Below are 19,034 nucleotides of genomic sequence, written 5' to 3'. Positions count from 1 at the left end.
GTTGATTTGCCTGGGAAGAGATGAGCTACGGCCTCTACGACCACCGCCGCCGCTACCGCCGTCGCATCTGGGGCCGTGTGGGCAAGGCTGCCCTGGTCCTGGCTGTACTGGGCGGCGTTGCCGGCTTCTCCTATCTTGTCGGCGTGGAGCAGCTGAAATCCCGCGAAGGCTCCATCCAGGAAGAGCTGGCGAATATGACGGCGGCCAAGGACAAGGCCGAACGTCGTGCCCAGCAGTTGCAGCAGATCGCCCAGACCCAGGAAATCCGCGCCAACGAGCTGGAAATCCGCCTGCAGCGTGAAGTGCCGGGCGGCGAGCTGGCCAAGATCACCGAACTGGTGGCCCGCAAGCTGGCCGAGGGGGTGAACCCCGAACGCATGGCCTTCGTCATCGAACAGACCAGCAATCCGCGTTCCTGTGCCCGGCCCGACACGAAGCGATTCGTGCTGCCCACCCCGATCTATCGCGGATCGAACACACAGGTGGCCTTTGCCGATGGCGCCATCATCGTGACGGGTGAGGGTGTGCCCGCCCGCAATGATGGCGGCAGCCCGGAAGCCTGGTACGATCCGACCAAGCCCGTGAAGCTCCGCTTCACCGATGCCAATGGCAAGGTGGATGAGGTCAATGGCGTCCTGCCGCTGACCCACAACCTGATCTCCAGCGACAAGGAAGTGCGCCTGACGGTCGGCGCCGGTGCCCGGTCGTTTGTGGAGGTGACGGGCGAGGTCTGCCGCTTCCCGTAAGCGGTATTGCTGTTGCGTCGTCCATGTCCGAAAACCGCGAGCCGCCTTGGATGGCTCGTGGCAGGATCGGGACATGGAAACGCTCGACCCCACCGCCTGCTACCGCGCCGTTGAAACCAGGGATGCCCGCTTTGACGGGCGTTTCTTCACGGCGGTGCTGACCACCGGCATCTACTGCCGCCCCATCTGCCCGGCGCGCACGCCCAAGGCGGAGAATTGCCGCTTCTATCCAACGGCAGCCGCAGCACAGGAGGCGGGGTTCCGGCCCTGCCTGCGCTGCCGGCCCGAAGCCGCCCCGGACCTTGCCGTCTGGCGCGGCACCTCCAACACCGTCTCGCGTGGGCTGGCCCTGATCGCGGAAGGCGCGCTGGATGGGGAGGAAGCCAGCGTCGATGCCCTGGCCGGTCGGCTGGGCGTGGGGGAGCGGCAGTTGCGCCGCCTGTTCAAGCAGCATCTGGGCGCCAGCCCTATCGCCGTGGCGCAGACGCGGCGCGTGCTGTTCGCCAAACAGCTGCTGCATGAGACGGCGCTGCCCATGGCGGAGGTGGCGATGGCTTCTGGCTTTGGCAGCATCCGGCGCTTCAATGAGACGTTCCAGTCACTTTATGGCCGGCCCCCGCGTGATCTGCGCCGGCAGGCCCTGACGTCGGACCGGGCGGAGGGCAGCGTGGCGCAGGATGGGGTGATCCTTCGCCTGCGTTACCGCCCGCCCCTGGACTGGCCGGATCTATTGAACGCCATCGCGGCGCAGGGTGATGCAGCAGAGCAGGTGGCGGACGGGGTCTGGCGCCGGCAACTGTCCGATGGCGACGTCACTGTCGCCGCCCTTCCCGGCCAGGACGCGCTGAAGGCCGTGATCCGCACCGGCGATATCAAGTCACTGTCGGGCATCGCGGCCCGGCTGCGGCGGCGGTTCGACCTGTCGGCGGATATGGCGACCATCAACGCCCACCTGTCTCAGGACCCTGCCCTGGCCCCGCTGGTGGCGGACCGGCCCGGACGAAGGGTACCGGCCCCATGGGACGGGCCTGTTCCGATTTATGAAGGCGAGCGACGATGGCATCCCTGGGGTGCCTATGCCTGCCGTCACCTTGATCTTCCTGTATTTCCGCTTTCCCTGGAAAAGGCATCATGACCAAGACGAAGTTTGAGATTTTCGACGCCCTGCACCGGGGCGACAGCCCCCTGATCCTGTGCAATGTCTGGGACGGCGGCAGCGCGCGCATGATGCGCAATCTGGGGGCCCAGTCCATTGCCACCACCAGTGCCGGCCTTGCCTGGGCCCTGGGCGTGGCCGATGGCAACAAGCTGCCGGCGGATTTGCTGCTGCATGCCGCCGCCACCATCGTGCACGCCGTGCCCGACCTGCCCGTCAGCATCGATATGGAAGCTGGCTATAGCGATGATCCCGCCGCCGTCGCCGACCTAGCCCGCCGCATCGTGGCGACGGGTGTCGTCGGGGTGAATATTGAGGATGGGGCGGGCACGCCCGACCTGCTGGCCGCCAAGATCCAGGCCATCCGGGCCGCTGTTGGGCCGGGTCTATTCATCAATGCCCGTACCGATGTCTATCTGAAAGGGCTGGCCCCGGCAGGGGAGCGCGCGGCAGAGGTGGCACGGCGGGGACAGCTGTATACAGCTGTCGGAGCCTCTGGCCTGTTCCCTGCTGGCGTGACCGATCCAAAAGAAATCAACTATATAGCTGATAATGTTAAAGTGCCGCTGAATGTGATGGCCCGACCCGGTCTGTTGCCGGCAGCGGAACTGGCGAAGTTGGGCGTGAAGCGGCTGTCGGCGGGTTCGGCCCTGCCGGAATATCTCTGGGGCCGGGTGGCGGCCATCGGCGGGGCTTTCCTGTGGGATGGCGTGTCCGATCCGATCTGTGCCGATGCCATGCCGTATGGTCAGATCAACGCCCTGATGGCGGGGGCGTCGGCCTGAATTCTGCGGCCAGCGCCAGCAAACGGTCTCGCGCCTCCGCCACGGCGGGGCGCGGGGTGCCCGTGCGGGTGACAAGGTGATAGAGATAGGGGTTGGGGACCCAGAGCGGGCTGAGCGGTACCAGCCGGCCATCGGCCACCCAGGCATCGCCCAGGGGGGAGCGCAACATGCCGATCCCCAACCCCACCTCCAATGCGGCCAGCACGGTGTCGTAATCCTCAAACCGTATGTCCTGGGGCCGGGGCTTGCTGTACTGCACGTCATGGGCCGCCAGCCAGGCCCGCCAGGAGGTGACGGTACTGTCATGCACCAAGGTTTCGGCCATGATGGTGGCGACAGATGGGTTGGGTCCCAGACGGGCGGCCAGCGATGGAGAGGCAACGGGATAGACCATTTCCTGAAACAGGGGTGTGCTGTTCACCCCCGTCCACTGGCCATTGCCGCACCGTACCGCGATATCGACTTCTCCCTTTTCCAGATCGGCCAGCCGATGTTCGACCAGAAGGTCGAAGCGCAGGTGGGCATCCTGCAATTTGCCCAGCATCTGGAACAGCCAGAGCTTGGCGAAGGCCGGCAGGATAGAGAGGCGCACAATCTCCGTCCCCCGGCGGTGACGCCATTGGTCGCCGGAACGGGCGATCATGTTGAACGCCTCCCCCACCCGCGCGATGAAGCGGTCGCCATCGGGCGTGGTGCGGACGCCGCGCCCGTGCCGTTCGAACAGGGCCACCCCCAGCCAGCTTTCCGCAGCCTGTACCCGGCGGCTGATGGCGGCGTGGGTGACGCCCAGTTCTTGGGCGGCGGCGGAAAAGGAACCGGTGCGCCCGGCGGCCAGAACGGCGGTCAGGCTTTCCAGGGGCGGCAGGGATAAGCTGTGCGTCATGCGTACAGGTGTGCCGTCATCAGTACGCTATGTCAACAACCCGCAATCAGGCAGGATCACCATCATGTCGCCCCTGAACGGAAACTCTCCCATGACGGCCCTTGCCAGCCCCCTGCCCCGGTCACGCTTCCTGCCCGCCCTTGCCGTCTTGGTGACGGTGGTCAGCTGGGGATCGGCTTTTCCTTCCATCCGTCTGGCGCTGGGCGGCATGGACCCGTTGCCGCTGGCGGCGGCGCGGTTTGCCATGGCCGGGACGCTGGCCCTGATCTTTCTGCTAGTGACGCGGCCCAGGCTGCCACGCGGCATGGATGCGGTGCGGTTCGCGGCCTGCGGCGGGATCGGGATCGCGCTCTATAATCTGCTGCTGAATACCGGACAGAAGACAGTGGCGGCGGGGGCGGCCAGCTTCATCGTGAATGTGGCCCCGGTCCTGACCGTGATCTTCGCGACCCTATTCCTGAAGGAAAGGTTCCGCCGCTGGGCCTGGGTCGGCATGGGGATCAGCATGGCCGGCGTCGGCCTGATCGCGTCGGGGCAGCCGGGGGGCTTGCGCTTTGGCAGCGGCGCCACGCTTCTGATCGGGGCGGCATTGGCCACCGCCACCTATTTCGTGCTGCAACGGCCACTGGTGGCGCGCTATGGCGCCCTGCCCTCATCCGCGCTGACCTTGGCAGCCGGTGCGCTGTGGCTGTCGCCCTGGCTGGGTCAGGGGGTGCAGCAGGCATTGGCGGCCAGCTGGCAGGTGCAGGCTGCCCTGCTATTCCTGGCGCTGTTTCCCGCCGCCATCGGCTATGCCGCCTGGACCTACGCGCTGGGCCATTTCGGCGCGGCGCGGGGCTCAAACTTTCTCTACATGGTGCCCGTGGTCGCCTCCACGGTGGCTGTGCCGATGACGGGTGAGTTGCCCGTCTGGACGACACTGGCCGGTGGGGTATTGGCCCTGGGCGGTGTGGCGCTGGTCAATACCAAGGGGCGGGGGTGAGGCCGCGCGAGGCATTTAGATTAGAAATGTCGCTCAATCTCGTCATCCCGGCGAAAGCCGGGCCCCAGCATAAGGCGCGATTAGCGCCGATATGAGTCATGTCGCAGCTATCGCTGCTCTCGCTGGGTCCCGGCTTTCGCCGGGATGACGGATAGAGCGCTTCAGTTCACACCAGCCCCGCCACCAGCACCTTGCCCGGATCATAGGTGGCGCGGTCGCCGTTCGGCTCACTCTCGATCGACAGAAGCGGGGCGTTAACCCGGCCCAGGACGCGGGAACCGCCTTCGGACAGACGGATTACTTCCGCTTCTTCCGCCATGATGGCGGCCTGACAGCCGGCGGTACGGGCCAGGCGGGCATGGGCCTCCAGATGCATGTCGGTGCCATGCACCGGCAGGGCGATGCGCGGACGGACCATGGCATAGAGTTCACGCAGTTCATTGGCGCCGGGATGGCCGGAGACGTGCAGCGGCTCGCCACCCATCAGTTCGTGCCCCATCAGCACCTCCACGCCGCGCGCGCGCAGCTTAGAGACGACCTTTTCCACCGACTCTTCATTGCCGGGGATGACGCGGGCCGACAGGACCACCGTGTCACCGGCGCCAAACGGCGGGAAACGGCGTTCGCCGCGCGCCAGCTTGGCCAGGGCCGCCTTTTCTTCACCCTGCCCGCCTGTGCAGATCAGGGCGACCTTGTCGCGGTCCAGACCCTTCAGGTGGGCGGGTTCGGTCAGCGGTTCCGGCACATGGTTCAGCAGGCCCAGATCACGGGCCACTTCCTCGCAATTGCGCATGGAACGACCGGCCAGCGCCACCTGACGGCCTGCATCGGCGGCGGCGGAGATGGCGGACGCCACGCGCGCCACATTGGTCGCAAAGCAGCAGATGGCGATCTGGCCCTTGCGGGTGGCGAACAGCCGGTCAAAGGCGCGGCGCACCTGCGCCTCCGACGTTGACGGCAGATCCTTGTGGGCGTTGGTGCTGTCACACAGCATGGCCAGCACGCCATCGTCGCCCAGCTTGCGCAGGGCGTCGAAATCCGTGGGCAGGCCGATACCCGGCTCTGCGTCGAACTTCCAGTCGCCGGTATGCAGGACGGTGCCCGCCGCCGTGTCGATGGCCAGGGCCACCGGTTCCGGGATCGAATGGGTCATGCGGATGGAGCGGAAGCCGAAAGGCCCGATGTTGAACGCGCCACCCACCGGGTAGCTGTTCAACTCCACCTTTTCCAGCACACCAGCCTCATCCAACCGGCGGGAGATCAGCTTGGTCGCGAACGGTGTGGCATAGATGGGGCAGTCGATGCCCTGCGGCCACAGCCGGTCGATGCCGCCGATATGGTCCTCATGCGCGTGGGTGACCACCAGGGCCAGCAACCGGTCGCGGATAGGGGCCAGAAAGGCGGGGTGCGGGACGATACAGTCCACACCCTTCGTGTCGGGATCGGGGAAGGCAATGCCCGCATCGACCAGGACCCAGGCGCCGTCATGGCCGTACAGGGTCCAGTTCATGCCGATGCGGCCCAAGCCGCCCAACGGCACAACCAGAACTTCGCCCTTGCCCGGCACGGGCCAGCGGCGGTCATAGTCGGTATAGCGGTGGAAGGGGATAACCGTGGCGTCCGCCCGGTCCATGTCCGCGCCAGCCCCGATGCGGGGGAACGCGGTGGCGCTTTCATGCAAAGCGTCGAAATCAGTCTCGTTCATGCCTTACCTTTATGTCGCATCGCAGCACCCAAGTCAAAGGTGCCGTACGCGGGTCAGGCATGGGTTTTTGGATCAGGAATGGGCCGCCAGATCAGTGCCCTCAATCCAGCAGGCGATGGACATGTCCATGCACGGAATGCAGCGCCAGGAACTTAATTCGGATTCCGAATTAAGTTCCTGGCGGCGACGATATTGCCGGGATGGGCCGTGGGTTTGAAAGGGCTCCGGGTATCAATGTCAGTGCAGCGGAAGACCGACATAGTTTTCCGCCAGCGACTGCTGTGCCGCGTGGGAGCCGCGCAGATAGCTCAGTTCCGCGATCTGCATGCGGCGGCCAAAGGCGTCGGTTTCCGGGAAGCGGTGCATCAAGCTGGTAAACCACCAGGAGAAGCGTTCGGCCTTCCATACGCGGGCGAGTGCGCGGGCGGAATAGGCATCGATGCCGGCCTGATTTCCCCGGTAATGATCAGCCAACCCGTCGGCCAGATAAGCGACGTCGGTTGCGGCCAGATTGAGACCCTTGGCCCCCGTCGGTGGCACGATGTGGGCGGCATCACCGGCCAGGAACAGGTTGCCATGGCGCATCGGTTCGGCCACGAAGCTGCGCAGCGGCGCGATGGACTTTTCAATCGACGGACCGCGCGTGACACGGGGTGCGACTTCTCCCCCCAGGCGCAGGCACAGTTCATCCCAGAACCGCTCGTCCGACCAATCTTCCACCTTCTCGGTGTTCGCGACCTGCACATAGTAGCGCGAGCGGGTGTTGGACCGCATGGAGGCCAGCGCGAAGCCGCGTTCATGGCTGGCATAGATCAGTTCATGGTCGCACGGCGGCACATCGGCCAGCACGCCCAGCCACCCGAACGGGTACACACGCTCAAAGGTGCGCAGGACATCGGCGGGAATGCTGGCCCGCGCCACACCGTGGAACCCGTCACAACCCGCGATGAAGTCGCATTCCAGGACACGGTCGACGCCATCATGCCGGAACGTGACGCGGGGCCGCGCGCTGGTGATGTCGTGCAGGGCAACGTCCTGCGCCTCGAACAGCAGCGGGATATCACGGTGGATGGCGGCATCGATCAGGTCACGCGTCACCTCCGTCTGGCCATAGACCATGACGGATTTGCCGGTCAGCGCCTTCATGTCGATGCGGGTATTGTCGCCGTCGGTGGACAGCGCGAAGCCGTCATGCGGCAGGCCCTCACGGTCCATGCGGTCATGCACGCCGACCTGACGCAGCAGATCGACCGTCACCTGTTCCAGGATGCCGGCACGGATGCGGCTTTCGACATGGGCGCGGTCACGGCGTTCCAGGATGACGCATTCCACGCCCGCCTTGTACAAAAGATGGGCCAGAAGCAACCCGGCGGGGCCGGCACCGATGATGGCAACCTGTGTGCGCATTGCCTTCTTCCTCCCAATATTATGTTGGCTGTTGACGGGATGATAGCGTCGGCGAACCATTGAGGCAGGACACGCATCGTGTAAAAAATTGGATTTTTCGTCGATCCTTTGACATGCTGCGCCGCATGACCCGCAAAGCCAGCAATCCCGTGCCCCGCTTCTTTCTGTATGGAGAGGCTGAGGCCAAGGCAGATGAACATTTCATCCATGCCGAAACCCTGGAACGGCGCAGCCAGCCCAGCGGATGGCAGATCCGACCACACGCCCATGCCGATTTGAACCATGTGCTGGTCATTGCCACAGGCGGCGGGGATTTGTTGGCGGGGGGGGACAAAGAGGCTTTCACGGCGCCCTGCCTGCTGCTGATCCCGGCGGGGGAGGTGCATGGCTTCAACTGGAACGCCGACAGCCAGGGACATGTGGTCACATTCGTGGAGCCGATGCTGCGCAGGCTGGCGCGGCGGGAACCGGGGCTGGGCGAGTTGTTCGGGCAGGCATCGGCAGTACCACTTGGCAGCGATGGGGCGGATTGCCTGCGGCTGGCGGCCCTCTTGGAGGCAGAGATGGCGGGCGGCGGAGTTGGCCGTTCGCTGCTGGTTGAAGCGGCGCTGATGGCGCTGCTGGTCCATGCCTGGCGGGCGGCGCGCCTGTCGGCGGGCGGTGGTGGCGCAGCGCGCGGGCCACGGGCGGCCCTGGTGGCGCGCTACCGTGATCTGATTGAGGAGCAGTATCGCGCCGGATGGGGGGTGGCGCAGTTTGCCGATGCACTGGGCGTTACGCCGGGCCGCCTTCGCGCGGCCTGCATCGCGGTCACGGGCCATCCCCCCATCGATCTGCTGCATGATCGGCTGTTGGCGGAGGCGAAACGCAGCCTTCTTTACAGCGACCTGGGCGTGGCGGAGGTGGCGTTTGAGCTGGGATTCAGTGACCCCGCCTATTTCAACCGGTTCTTCACGGGCCGGGTCGGTTGCTCGCCGGGACGGTTCCGGCAGGGGGCGGCAGGGTAAAATTCGAACGGTTGCAGTAGGTCAGGTCGGGGCGTAAGCCCCGCCCTGACAGAGAAGGCCTTAAATCCATTTCTGTCAGGGCTCGCCTTTGGCTCGACCTGACCTACGCCTTTGCCTGTTCGCGCAGGCCCAGCCAGCGGCGGGCATTGGGCAACTGGCGCAGGATGGCCAGATCGATCAGGGCAACCACGATCACCGACAGGCCCAGCAAGGGCAGAAACAAGGCGAAGAACAGCAGGATCATGCCCATGACCGCCGGGCTGCCCCGCATCCGCAGGGGCGGCGGTGCGCCCAGCGCGCCGTTTGGCCGGCGTTTCCACCACATCACGGCCCCGCTGACCGACAGCAGGACCAGGCCCAGGGCGGCGATGACGCCCAAGGCCTGGTTGAACCAGCCGAACAGTTGCCCCTCATGAGCGGCGATGCCGATGCCGACGACGCGGTCGATGATGTGGCGGTCGGCGAAATCCTCCCGCCGGATTTGGGTGCCGGTGGCGCCGTCCAGATCGATGGAGACGCGGTCGGGCCGGTTGGCCGTCATCGACCGCACCGCCCAGCTGCCCCCCACCTTGGCCGGTAGGTTGATCTGAACGGGTGCGGCCAGTTTCAGGGGCGCCACCTGTGCCACGACATCGGCCAGGGTCACGGTTCCCACCATCATATCGTCCATGGACAGGCTGCCATGGTCCATCGGATGGTCTTCGGCATGTTCCTGGGCGTCGTGTCCGGCGCGTTCTGCCTTCCGGCTGGTTGTCCAGTCCTGCTTGACGGCGGCGGTTCCCGTCGCCTCCCGCACGGCCTTGAACGCTCCGCCCCAGACGCTGGCCCAGGGCAGGCCCGTCAGCAGCAGGAACAGGGCCAGCAACGATATCCACAGACCGGTCACGGCATGCAGATCGCGCCAGAAGGTGCGCCCGCCCGCCGATAGACGTGGATAGACAATGCCGGCCAGCCCCTGGCCGCCGCGCGGCCACCAGAGATAGAGCCCGCTGACCACCATCACGATGCCCCAGCATGCAGCCAGCTCCACGAACCAGGACCCCTGGTCACCCATCAGCAGTTCGCCATGGAAGGTCTTGATCTGGTTCATCAAGCGGTCTTCTTCTGGGATCGAATGCAGAACCTCCAGGGTCTGGGGATGAATATAGACGCGCCACATCGCCCCTTGCCCGTCGCGGACCAGAACGCGCACGGCGTCGTCCGCCTCTTCGGGCAAGATATAAGATTTCAATGTTCCACCCGGTACCGCGGCAAGGGCGGCCAGTGCCTGGGCATTGGCATCGGCCGCCGGGCCGGTCAGGACCAGATTGTCATAGGGCCTGTCGATCAACGCCTCCACCTGCGGCTTGAACAGGTAGAGCGAACCGGAGAGGGCCAGGGCGACAATGAAAGGCACACAGAACAGGCCGGCATAGAAATGCCAGCGCCAGATGGTGCGGTAATCCAGCCAGCCCTTGGCCGGCGGTGCCTTGATCGACAGGTCGGTCATGGCGTCAGCCCTTCCATTTCAGTTCAAGCGTGAAGGTGCGTTGCGGATAGGGGTGGAACACCCAGGCCTTGTCATTGCCGATATTATCGACACCGACGCTGAGCTGGGTTTCCGCCGTCACGTCCCAGGACAGTTTGGCATCAAAGATCATCAGTTCCGACGTATAGCCATAGGTATCGCCGCGCTGCGTCCCCTCCAGATTGGTGTTGGGACGCGACGCGTAGCGCCAGCCGGTGGAGAATTGCCAGTCATCGGCGAACTTGTACCGGGCATTACCGTTCAGGCGCCATTTCGGAATGCGCGGGAACTGCCCCCCTTCGGATGCCGGGACGGACCGGTTGCGCACCGTCTGGGCGTCGATCCAGGCGGCATTGAAATCGACATTCAGGCCCTCGATGCCGGCAATGTCCGAGGCCTCGATAATGCCCTCCACGCCCCACTGGCGCACAATGTCGATATTTTTGAACGACGAGGTCACGACGCCGAACTGGTTGAAGCCCTGCTGGCTGAAGATCGCATCTTCCACCCGCTGATAGAAGATGCTGCCGGTGAAGCGGATATCATCGAAGGCCCGACGCAGCATCAGGTTGGCGTCACGCGACTTTTCTGGCTTCAGGTTGGGATCGAAGCTGTTGATGTCGAAATTGCCATTGCCGTCCAGACGGCCCTGGAACAGCTCGCCCACCGTGGGGAAGCGGGTGGCGGTGGCAAGGCTCAGTTGCCCCACCCAATCGGCGGGCAGGTCGGCCTGAATGCCGGCGGACGGGTTGATGGCGGTTTCCTTGCGGTCGGTATAGGACTGATATTTCGGGGAACCGGATACGCGGGTGCCGATGCGGCCATCGAACGCTCGCCAGTTGTCCAGACGTACACCGCCGGTCAGCTTCACCCCCGGCGTCACCTGCCAGGCATTATCGATGAAGGCCCCCAATTGCCGGGAACGGCCACCAGTCTGCGTCGTGAAGGTCGGCGCGGCGCCGGTGCGCCAGTTGCCGACGCCATAAATGGTCTGATCGGTTTCATAGAGGCTGCTATTGAAACCGATGGCCAATTCGTGATCGCCCAGCGTGCGTTCCAACTGCCCATCGCCGGTCCACCAACCGGTATCGCCCTGACGTGTGTCGGTGCCGACGCCACTGTTGATGCCGTTCAGATAGCCGGTGGAGGCGCGGGAACGCTGTTTATCGATCACGAAGCGCGACAGGTTCAGGCTGGCCTGCCAGTCGCCAATCGGACCCTCCAGCTTTGCCCCACCCAGGATTTCCCGCCGTTCGGTCAGGGACAGGTTGATGGCGGGCATAGTGTATGGCGTGCCATTCACCGACACGCGGCCCGTGAAGACCGGGTTGCCGCTGGCGTCGCGCAGATATGTGGTGGGGGTGGTGCCGTCATAGTCACTGGTCCACAGCACGGCCAGCAGCGAGGCATTCCAGCCATCGCCGAAATCATAGCCGATGCGGCCCCGCAACTGGTCCTGCGTGGTGTCTTCCACCGAATAGGCGCCGGACACGGGCGTCTTGGTGATCAGGTTCGGGTCGGTCACGGCGCCGGTCACGACAGTTGACGCTGCCGTGCCGGTGGCCGGGGTCAGTTGATAGAATTGCTGCGGATGGCCCTGATTCTCCAGCCGGCGGTAGGACAGACGGGCGCTCCAGGGACCGTCCGTCTGCTTCCACCCGAAACCGGCCTCGCCTGTGTAACCGTCAAAATTGCGGTCGGTGCCGTATTGCTTATAGGGCTGGACGAAATATTGCACGGTGGCAAAGCTCTCCAGACCTTCCTTTGGCGGCTTGGTGGTGATCGAAATGATTCCGCCCATGGAATTGCCCGGATAGCGGGATGAATAGGGGCCGTAGACGATGTCGAACTGCTGCACCTCGCCCGGCCCGACCACGCCCCATTTCGGAGGAAACGAGAAACTGTTGCCCAACAGGTTCGACACCACAAACCCATCCACCAGCACCAGCGAGCGGGCCGATTGTGCGGAATGGGTGCCACGGAAGCCGGGAACGGCGTTGGCATCACCGATGAAGCGTTTGCGCACGAAGAAATTCGGCGCGTACTTCATCAGATCTTCGACATTGACGGCATTGATCGCCGTGAACTGTTCCTGGCCCAGCGAGACGGAAAGGCCGCGCGGCACGATGGTGATGGGGGTATCACGCTGGCCGATGACGATCACTTCCTGCACCGGGGCGGCGTCGGCCACCTGGGTATCCTGAGCAAAGGCAGGCGTGGATAGGGCGATGAGGGCGACCGAAGCCAGGCTGCGGGCGCGAAAAGGCGTGCGGGGCACTGTAACGTCCTCCGGCGGCCGACCCCGCGATCATGCTTTTCTCAAGCGGGGGGCGCCAAATACGGGAATTGTCCTGGGATGATGGGTGTCAATAAGCCCAGGACAGGGGCGGTGCCCGCGCCCCCAAGGTCGGCCCGCACAGCAGGCGGCGTCGACGCGTACCCATGAAGGGCCGCAGAACAACAATATCCCCCGCCACCGGCAGCAGCAGCGCCAGCAGCAGCAGGACGGGACCCAGCAGGGTCATGGCCAGGTAGGGGCAAAGGCCCTGATGCCCGGTATCGGCGGGGGCATTGTCATCCCCGCCATCACCATCAACCTGAATGCTGGCGGAACCGGCACCGGTACAGATGACCAGCCAGCCCTTGCCATTGTCGGGGTTCATGTTGGGCATATAGCCGCCGGGGATCATCCCGCGCAGCAGCAGGGCAAGCAACAGCAGCCACGGCGCGAAACGCCGTGCAACGCCGATTGCAGAAAGGAGAATGCCCTTGCCCATGAAGGGTTAATGACGCCAAGCCATCGTGCGGTCAATGGCCCCGTGATGCGACCGAATGGCATTCGCGTCATGACGGGGGCACGGATAATCCCCACCCCCGCCTGCATTCATCAGATGCCAGCCACCGATCCCAGGATCAGCAGAACCGACGCGGCCAACAGCATGATCCAAGTCAGCAGAATGCCCAGCAGGCGGCCCGGGCTTTTACCGTCGGGATTGGAGGTCAGACCCTGGGCATGCAGGACGCGGCCCAGGAACAGGGCAGCACCCAGCCCATGCACGATGGCCGGCTGCCGGCCCGTCAGTTCCACCAGCAGCAGCAGGATCAGGGCGGTGGGCACATATTCCACGAAATTGCCCTGCACCCGGATGGCGGTATGCAGGCCCTTATGACCGCCATCGCCCAGCGAGATGCCGTGGCGACGGCGATACATCGATACGCGGTAGCTCAAAGCCAGCAGCAGCACGCCCAGCAAACCCGCATACAGTGCGGTGATACCCATCTGCATGTTTCCCCCCGAATATAATCATTGTGTCGTAAAGATCACCATACGGGGGGATCATTCCCCCCGCAACGCGAAGCCCACAGCCCGTTCGATGACACCGGCATCCGACAGCAGTCGGCGATGACCCAGCCCCTGCACCAGATGCATCCCGGCACCGGGCCAGACAGACGCCAATTGCAGGGCATCCGCCACCGGCATGATCCGGTCATCCGCAGAATGGATCAGCAGGGCCGGTGTGCCTTCATCACCATGCAGATGCAGGGCGGCCAGCGGCTGTCCCAATGTCCGGTCAATCTCCCGCCCCAGCGCATGTTCGCTATCCAGGTCCAGGCGCAGGACATAAGCGATCTGGCGCAGGGGCAGGGTCAGGTCGGCAAGGGGGGACAGCAGAATGGCGCGTCCCGCCTGGAACCCATCCTGGATCGCGAGCGTCAGGGCGGTGGCACCCAGGCCATGGCCGATCACCGCCGCTACCTTGCCACCTGTGGCGGTCGCGACCGCCCGGATGGCGCGGGCCATTTCCAGCAGGTTGGTCTCGTCGCCCGAACTGCGGCCATGGGCCGGCGCATCAAAGGCCACGACGCGGGCGCCGGCATTCAGCAGCGGCTGCACAAAGCCCAGCATGTCGTGCACCTGCCCTTCCCAGCCATGGGCCAGCAGCACCAGCGGTGCTGCCTCCCCCCGCTCTGCCCCCCAGAGGCGGGCGGCAAGGTGGGGCGTGAAGCCAGGAACCGCCAGCACCATGGCGCCCGCCGGTTCCGGCAGGGCCGGCGGTGCCACCGCCCGTTCCGGCTCCAGATACATGCGCCGTCCCTCGGCCAGCAGGTGGCGTTCGCGTGACCAGGGGTGGAACAGGTCCGTCAACCCATCCAGCCAGGACTGGCCTTGCTGCTTATTTTTACGAACGTTCGTGCTTTTTTCAGACGAAAAATAGGCCATGGAACTCTCCCCCCAATGGGGGCGTCCGTCCATCCGGGCGGGCGCCGTGATGAAACCGGTCCGGTCCCGCCGCACGCGGAACCCGACGAACGCTTTACTGACGCACACGCGCCCGGTCGACCAGACCATGGACAGCGTTGCGGGCCCAGACCTCCGACTTCGGGTTCTTCAGAAGCCGATAGGACTGGGTGAAACCGTAACAGAGCGAGATCCCCTCAAACGCGAATTGCTCCACATCCAGGTCGGCCCGCAGGTGCCCCTCCTCCACCGCGCGGCGGGCGGCACCGATGACCACGCGGCGCATATCCTCCTGCTGCTTGACGATCAGGTCCTGGATGGGACCGGGTCGATCATCAAACTCGATAGAGGCAGCCTGAATGGGACAGCCGCCGGGCAGAACCGGGTCCATCGTCCAGGCAATCCAATTCTCAAACAGGCCCAGCACACGCGGCAGTCCACGCGGCTGTGCCAGGGCGGGACGCACCACGGTATCGGCGAAAAGTTCCGCCGCCCGCTCCAGCACCGCCGCCTGCAGCTGTTCCTTGCTGCCGAAATGGGCGAACAGCCCGGATTTCGACATGCCCAGCCGGTCGGCCAGTGTCCCGATGGTCAGGCCGGTCAATCCGTCCGTGCTGGTCATGGCCAGCGCTTGGTCCAGGATTGCGGCGCGTGTGCGTTCACCTTTGCTCATAAGGTCTAAATAATACGAACGGTCGTACTATTGTCAAGCCCATGGCAAATGGAAAGCAATCAGCGTAAAGCTTGGCTGGCCTGCGCCTGTCGCGGGCGCCGCCGCTGCCAAGGGGTCCGCTGCCATGTCCGCCGCTTTCGAACGCCGAACTTTCGCACCGGGCGAGCTGATCTTCAAGGAGGGTGATCCCGGCGACAGCCTTTATGTAGTGGAAAGTGGCCGTGTGCGCATCTGGCGGGGTGATGGGGAGCATCCGACCGTCATCGGTCGGGTCGAAACCAGCGGCATTTTCGGGGAAATGGCGATTTTCGACCGCAAGCCGCGCATGGCCCATGCCAGTGCGGAGGTGGAGTCGGTCCTGATGCGCATGCCGGCCAGCGTGCTGCGCGAGGGGCTATATGGTGCCGACCCGCTGTTGCGGCAGCTGGTGCAGCTTCTGATCGACAATATCCGTACCATGGCGAGGCGCCTGGACGAGTTGGAGGCGAGGCTGAGCGGCGAATGACATTCGCCCGATCCCGTTGATTTTACAGGTGCGTCCGGTCACGCCGCTCCCCATACTGCGGCAACTGATCCATTGTTCCGCGCCCAAGGTTAAATCGCGTGCCGCACGACACCAATCTGCTTGCCACCCTGTCCATCGCGTTCGTCCTGGCTTTCGGCTTCGGTTTCCTGGCCGACCGGCTGCGTCTGCCGCCTCTGGTCGGCTATCTGGTGGCGGGTGTCCTGGTCGGGCCGTTCACGCCGGGTTTCGTGGCGGATGGAAAGCTGGCGCTGGAACTGGCGGAGATCGGCGTCATCCTGCTGATGTTCGGGGTTGGGCTGCATTTCTCTGCCGCCGACCTGATGGCGGTAAAGGGGATCGCTATCCCAGGCGCGGTGGGACAGATCCTCATTGCGACCCTGATGGGCCTTGGCCTGGCACTTTACTGGGATTGGGGGCTGGGGGCCGGCATCGTGCTGGGCCTGTCGCTGTCGGTGGCCAGTACGGTGGTGCTGCTGAAGGCCCTGGAAGAACGTAATCTGTTGCAGACCCCTAATGGCCGGATCGCCGTCGGCTGGTTGATTGTCGAGGATCTGGTCATGGTGGTGGCGCTGGTGCTGCTGCCAGCCTTCGCGGGCCTGTTGGGCGGCACGGTTCCGGCTGATGGCGGTGGACACGGTGCCGCCGCCCCGACCGATGCGCCGGTCTGGCTGACCTTGGCCATTACCCTGGGCAAGGTGGGGCTGTTCGCGGCGGTCGCCCTGATTCTGGGTCCGCGTATCGTCCCCTGGCTACTGGCCCAGGTGGCGCGCACAGGCTCGCGGGAGCTGTTCACCCTGGCCGTTCTCGCCATCGCCATGGGCATCGCCTATGGCTCAGCCCAGGTGTTCGGCGTGTCGTTCGCGCTGGGCGCCTTCTTTGCGGGCGTGGTGCTGGCCGAAAGCCGGTTCAGCCACAAGGCGGCGGCGGACAGCCTGCCCCTGCAGGATGCCTTCTCGGTCATCTTCTTCGTGTCGGTCGGCATGCTATTCGACCCGTCGATCCTGCTGCGCGAGCCGCTGTCGGTGGCGGCTGTCCTCCTGACCATCATCGTGGGCAAGTCGCTGGTGGCCTTCGCCATTGTCCTGGCGCTGGGATACCCGATGGGTGCCGGCCTGCTGATCTCCGCCAGTCTGGCCCAGATCGGGGAGTTTTCCTTTATCCTGGTCGGGTTGGGCATCAGCATGAACCTGCTGCCGCCGGAAGGGCGCGATCTGGTGTTGGCCGGGGCCTTGCTGTCGATCACCCTGAACCCGCTGGTCTTTGCGGCGGTGGAAAAGGCAACCGTCAGGGTGAAGGCCCGGCGTCCCGACTGGTCCAACTATGGCCAGACCAAGTTCAAGCGCCTGACGCAGCAGATCAACCGCGTCCGCGACCAGATGGCGGAGCGGGAGAAGGCGCACGGCCTGCAGGTGCAGAAGCTGGTGGAGACCTTCCCCGTCCTGTCCCGCCTGGGCAAGGATGAGCTGGAACGTCTGCTGCTGATGTTCCGGCCAGCGGCAGCGGTGCCGGGCGAACGCGTCATCCGCAGCGGCGATCCCGCCGACGGCATGTATTTCCTGGCCAGTGGGGCCGTGGAGGTGCAGTTGCCCGACCACAAGATCAAGCTGGAGACCGGGGCCTTTTTCGGGGAGATGGCCCTGCTGTCGGGCCGTCGGCGCAGTGCCGACATCACGGCGCTGGATTACTGCCAGTTCCTGATCCTGGAACGGCGCGATTTCAACCAGTTCACCCGCCAGCATGGCGAACTGCGCGCCGCCATCCTGGAAAAGGCCAATCAGCGCCGCAAGATGAACCAGACCGCCAAGGAAAAGCAGCAAGAGACGGAACCGGAAGAGGTGGCAACCGTCATGCCGACCGCAACTCCTTCTTGAACCGCTCCGCCAGGGCCGGGTGGGCCAACGCATCGGTCAGCAGAGCCGGATCAGGCCGCTTGTCCAACAGTAGGGCGTTCAGACGCGCGACCGTCCAGGCCTCCTCCCCACGCTCCACCAGTGTTACGGCATCACCCGCTGTCAGAATGCCCGGTCGCACCACCTGCATGTACCAGCCGGGCGTGCCGGCCTTCATGGCCAGCGGCCCCAGCGCCTTTACGCCTGTAAGGACACCGGGCCAGGAACAGCGCGGCACGGGCTGGTTCACCATCACCTGGGCGGTGCCGATGGCCAGCACGTCGCCGATGCGCGCCTCGGCATCGGTATAGCCTTCAAACAGCAGGTTCTCCCCAAAGCCGGGGCGCTGTATCGGCCGGCCAAGGCTGGCTTCCAGCGCCTCATAGGACTCGGATGCAAAGCCATGCAGGGCCGTGTCGCCGTCCTTTCGGTCGCGATAGGCGCTTTCATCGCCATTCAGACCGCTGGGCCCCAGGGGGAGCAGACCGGTCACAGGCTGCTTGCCGATGCCCGTCCCTTCCTCCCGCCCCTTGGCGTTGGTGCGGGGGATGACACGCCCGATATTTACCTGAAGGATCTGCATGTCCATCTGCCGATATGGAAAGGGCCGGTCGCAAGGACCGGCCCTTCTTAACTCTGGGGGGGGGGCTGTTGAGATTCGCCGGAGCTTCAGAAAATCTGCCTCCCCGGCGAAGGCCGGGACCCAGGGGGCACAGGCTCAAACCTATAAGCTGCGTTGATCGACGCTGCTGATATGTCGGACGCTGGGCCCCTGGGCCCCGGCCTTCGCCGGGGAGGCAATCTATGAGTTCCAATGGGTTAGAAAAACTAAGCCCCGAATCTCAACACACCCAAAAACGCCAATGCCTTACTTGAAGGCTTCGGTATTTTCGATGATGTGGCTGACGATGCCATATTCCTTGGCTTCTTCCGCCGACATCCAGAAATTGCGGTCGGTATCCACGGCCACCCGCTCATAGGACTGGCCGGTTTCGCGGGCGATCTCTTCATTGATGCGCTTGCGCATCTTGATAATTTCCTTCGCCTCAATCGCGATATCGGTGGCCGGACCACCTACGCCGCCCGCCGGCTGATGGATCATGAAGCGGGTATTGGGCAAACAGAACCGGTCTTCCTTGGCAGCGCCCAGGAAGATATGGGCGCCGGCAGAGGCGACCCAGCCGGTGCCCAGCACCAGCACGCGCGGCTTCACGAAGCGGATCATGTCATGGATCGTGTCACCGGATTCGACATGGCCGCCCGGCGAGTTGATGATCAGCTTGATCGGCTCGTCATTCTCTGCGGCCAGACCCAGAAGCTGGGCCGTCACGGCCTGTGCCACCTTCTGGTTGATCTCGCCGAACAGCAGGATGGTGCGGGCCTTGAACAGATTCTGCGCGATGGAGGGGGGCGCCTTGGCCTTTTCCTCCTGGGCATCGGACTCCGGCTTTTCGTCCTCAAGACGGATCGGGTTGACGAGCAAGGCGGCACTCCTGAATTTGGTATTCTGCATTTACTGACCTAGCGG

The 19,034-nt window shown here is 64.6% G+C and carries 18 protein-coding genes; 7 read left to right on the top strand and 11 right to left on the bottom strand.

Annotated features, from left to right (window positions below):
* Positions 1–20: 20 nt before the first annotated feature.
* From ACODSP_RS15240 to ACODSP_RS15230, 3 genes are all read left to right on the top strand, one after another.
* Complete coding sequence (locus ACODSP_RS15240) at positions 21–746, top strand: hypothetical protein (RefSeq protein ID WP_488966419.1); 726 nt, start codon at positions 21–23, stop codon at positions 744–746.
* Positions 747–819: 73 nt separating this feature from the next.
* The gene (locus ACODSP_RS15235) at positions 820–1,881 is read left to right on the top strand and encodes a bifunctional transcriptional activator/DNA repair enzyme AdaA (RefSeq protein WP_488966418.1); all 1,062 of its coding nucleotides are present in this window, start codon (positions 820–822) and stop codon (positions 1,879–1,881) included.
* Entirely contained in the window at positions 1,878–2,687 is an 810-nt protein-coding gene (locus ACODSP_RS15230; protein ID WP_488966417.1) for an isocitrate lyase/PEP mutase family protein, read from the top strand. Before ACODSP_RS15235 ends, ACODSP_RS15230 begins: the two co-directional genes overlap by 4 nt.
* On the opposite strand, the gene ACODSP_RS15225 is transcribed toward ACODSP_RS15230, so the two are convergent.
* A complete protein-coding gene (locus ACODSP_RS15225) occupies positions 2,656–3,570 on the bottom strand; it encodes a LysR substrate-binding domain-containing protein (RefSeq protein ID WP_488966416.1) in 915 nt (304 codons plus the stop codon). The two genes, ACODSP_RS15230 and ACODSP_RS15225, sit on opposite strands and share 32 nt — an antisense overlap.
* A 91-nt stretch (positions 3,571–3,661) precedes the next feature.
* On the opposite strand from ACODSP_RS15225, the gene ACODSP_RS15220 reads away from it, so the two are divergent.
* Positions 3,662–4,552, top strand: coding sequence for a DMT family transporter (locus tag ACODSP_RS15220; RefSeq protein WP_488966415.1), 891 nt, complete (start codon positions 3,662–3,664; stop codon positions 4,550–4,552).
* Between the two features lie 166 nt (positions 4,553–4,718).
* Here ACODSP_RS15220 and ACODSP_RS15215 read toward each other — a convergent pair whose 3' ends face one another.
* Both ACODSP_RS15215 and pobA read right to left on the bottom strand, forming a co-directional pair.
* Positions 4,719–6,257 carry a ribonuclease J gene (locus ACODSP_RS15215; RefSeq protein ID WP_488966414.1) on the bottom strand — a complete coding sequence of 513 codons (1,539 nt, stop codon included), beginning with the start codon at positions 6,255–6,257 and terminating at the stop codon, positions 4,719–4,721.
* A 237-nt stretch (positions 6,258–6,494) separates the two neighbouring features.
* A complete protein-coding gene (pobA, locus tag ACODSP_RS15210; RefSeq protein WP_488966413.1) occupies positions 6,495–7,664 on the bottom strand; it encodes a 4-hydroxybenzoate 3-monooxygenase in 1,170 nt (389 codons plus the stop codon).
* Between the two features lie 125 nt (positions 7,665–7,789).
* On the opposite strand from pobA, the gene ACODSP_RS15205 reads away from it, so the two are divergent.
* Positions 7,790–8,671 (top strand): helix-turn-helix domain-containing protein, encoded by an 882-nt coding sequence (locus ACODSP_RS15205; protein WP_488966412.1) that lies wholly within the window; start codon positions 7,790–7,792, stop codon positions 8,669–8,671.
* Positions 8,672–8,774: 103 nt separating this feature from the next.
* Here the strand turns inward: ACODSP_RS15205 and ACODSP_RS15200 are convergent, their stop codons facing one another.
* The 6 genes from ACODSP_RS15200 to ACODSP_RS15175 all read right to left on the bottom strand — a co-directional run bounded on the left by ACODSP_RS15200 (position 8,775) and on the right by ACODSP_RS15175 (position 15,091).
* Positions 8,775–10,160, bottom strand: a complete 1,386-nt coding sequence (locus ACODSP_RS15200) for a PepSY-associated TM helix domain-containing protein (RefSeq protein WP_488966411.1) — start codon at positions 10,158–10,160, stop codon at positions 8,775–8,777.
* A 4-nt stretch (positions 10,161–10,164) separates the two neighbouring features.
* Positions 10,165–12,456: a TonB-dependent receptor gene (locus ACODSP_RS15195; RefSeq protein ID WP_488966410.1), complete on the bottom strand. Its 2,292-nt coding sequence runs from the start codon at positions 12,454–12,456 to the stop codon at positions 10,165–10,167.
* An 88-nt stretch (positions 12,457–12,544) separates the two neighbouring features.
* A complete protein-coding gene (locus ACODSP_RS15190; protein WP_488966409.1) occupies positions 12,545–12,955 on the bottom strand; it encodes a DUF2946 family protein in 411 nt (136 codons plus the stop codon).
* 110 nt (positions 12,956–13,065) lie between these two features.
* Positions 13,066–13,458 (bottom strand): MAPEG family protein, encoded by a 393-nt coding sequence (locus ACODSP_RS15185; RefSeq protein WP_488966408.1) that lies wholly within the window; start codon positions 13,456–13,458, stop codon positions 13,066–13,068.
* A 57-nt stretch (positions 13,459–13,515) separates the two neighbouring features.
* A complete protein-coding gene (locus ACODSP_RS15180; RefSeq protein WP_488966407.1) occupies positions 13,516–14,400 on the bottom strand; it encodes an alpha/beta fold hydrolase in 885 nt (294 codons plus the stop codon).
* A 94-nt stretch (positions 14,401–14,494) separates the two neighbouring features.
* Entirely contained in the window at positions 14,495–15,091 is a 597-nt protein-coding gene (locus ACODSP_RS15175; RefSeq protein ID WP_488966406.1) for a TetR/AcrR family transcriptional regulator, read from the bottom strand.
* 124 nt (positions 15,092–15,215) lie between these two features.
* On the opposite strand from ACODSP_RS15175, the gene ACODSP_RS15170 reads away from it, so the two are divergent.
* Positions 15,216–15,596 (top strand): Crp/Fnr family transcriptional regulator, encoded by a 381-nt coding sequence (locus ACODSP_RS15170; RefSeq protein ID WP_488966405.1) that lies wholly within the window; start codon positions 15,216–15,218, stop codon positions 15,594–15,596.
* A gap of 98 nt (positions 15,597–15,694) precedes the next feature.
* A complete protein-coding gene (locus ACODSP_RS15165; protein WP_488966404.1) occupies positions 15,695–17,488 on the top strand; it encodes a cation:proton antiporter domain-containing protein in 1,794 nt (597 codons plus the stop codon).
* On the opposite strand, the gene ACODSP_RS15160 is transcribed toward ACODSP_RS15165, so the two are convergent.
* Positions 17,463–18,089: an MOSC domain-containing protein gene (locus tag ACODSP_RS15160; RefSeq protein ID WP_488966403.1), complete on the bottom strand. Its 627-nt coding sequence runs from the start codon at positions 18,087–18,089 to the stop codon at positions 17,463–17,465. The genes ACODSP_RS15165 and ACODSP_RS15160 overlap by 26 nt on opposite strands.
* Positions 18,090–18,374: 285 nt before the next feature.
* Complete coding sequence (locus tag ACODSP_RS15155) at positions 18,375–19,019, bottom strand: ATP-dependent Clp protease proteolytic subunit (protein ID WP_488966402.1); 645 nt, start codon at positions 19,017–19,019, stop codon at positions 18,375–18,377.
* Positions 19,020–19,034 lie beyond the last annotated feature (15 nt).

This window comes from Niveispirillum sp. FG156 (genome assembly GCF_057809555.1).
Note: the sequence above shows the minus strand (reverse complement) of the source record. Positions and strands in the feature narration are given on the sequence as shown.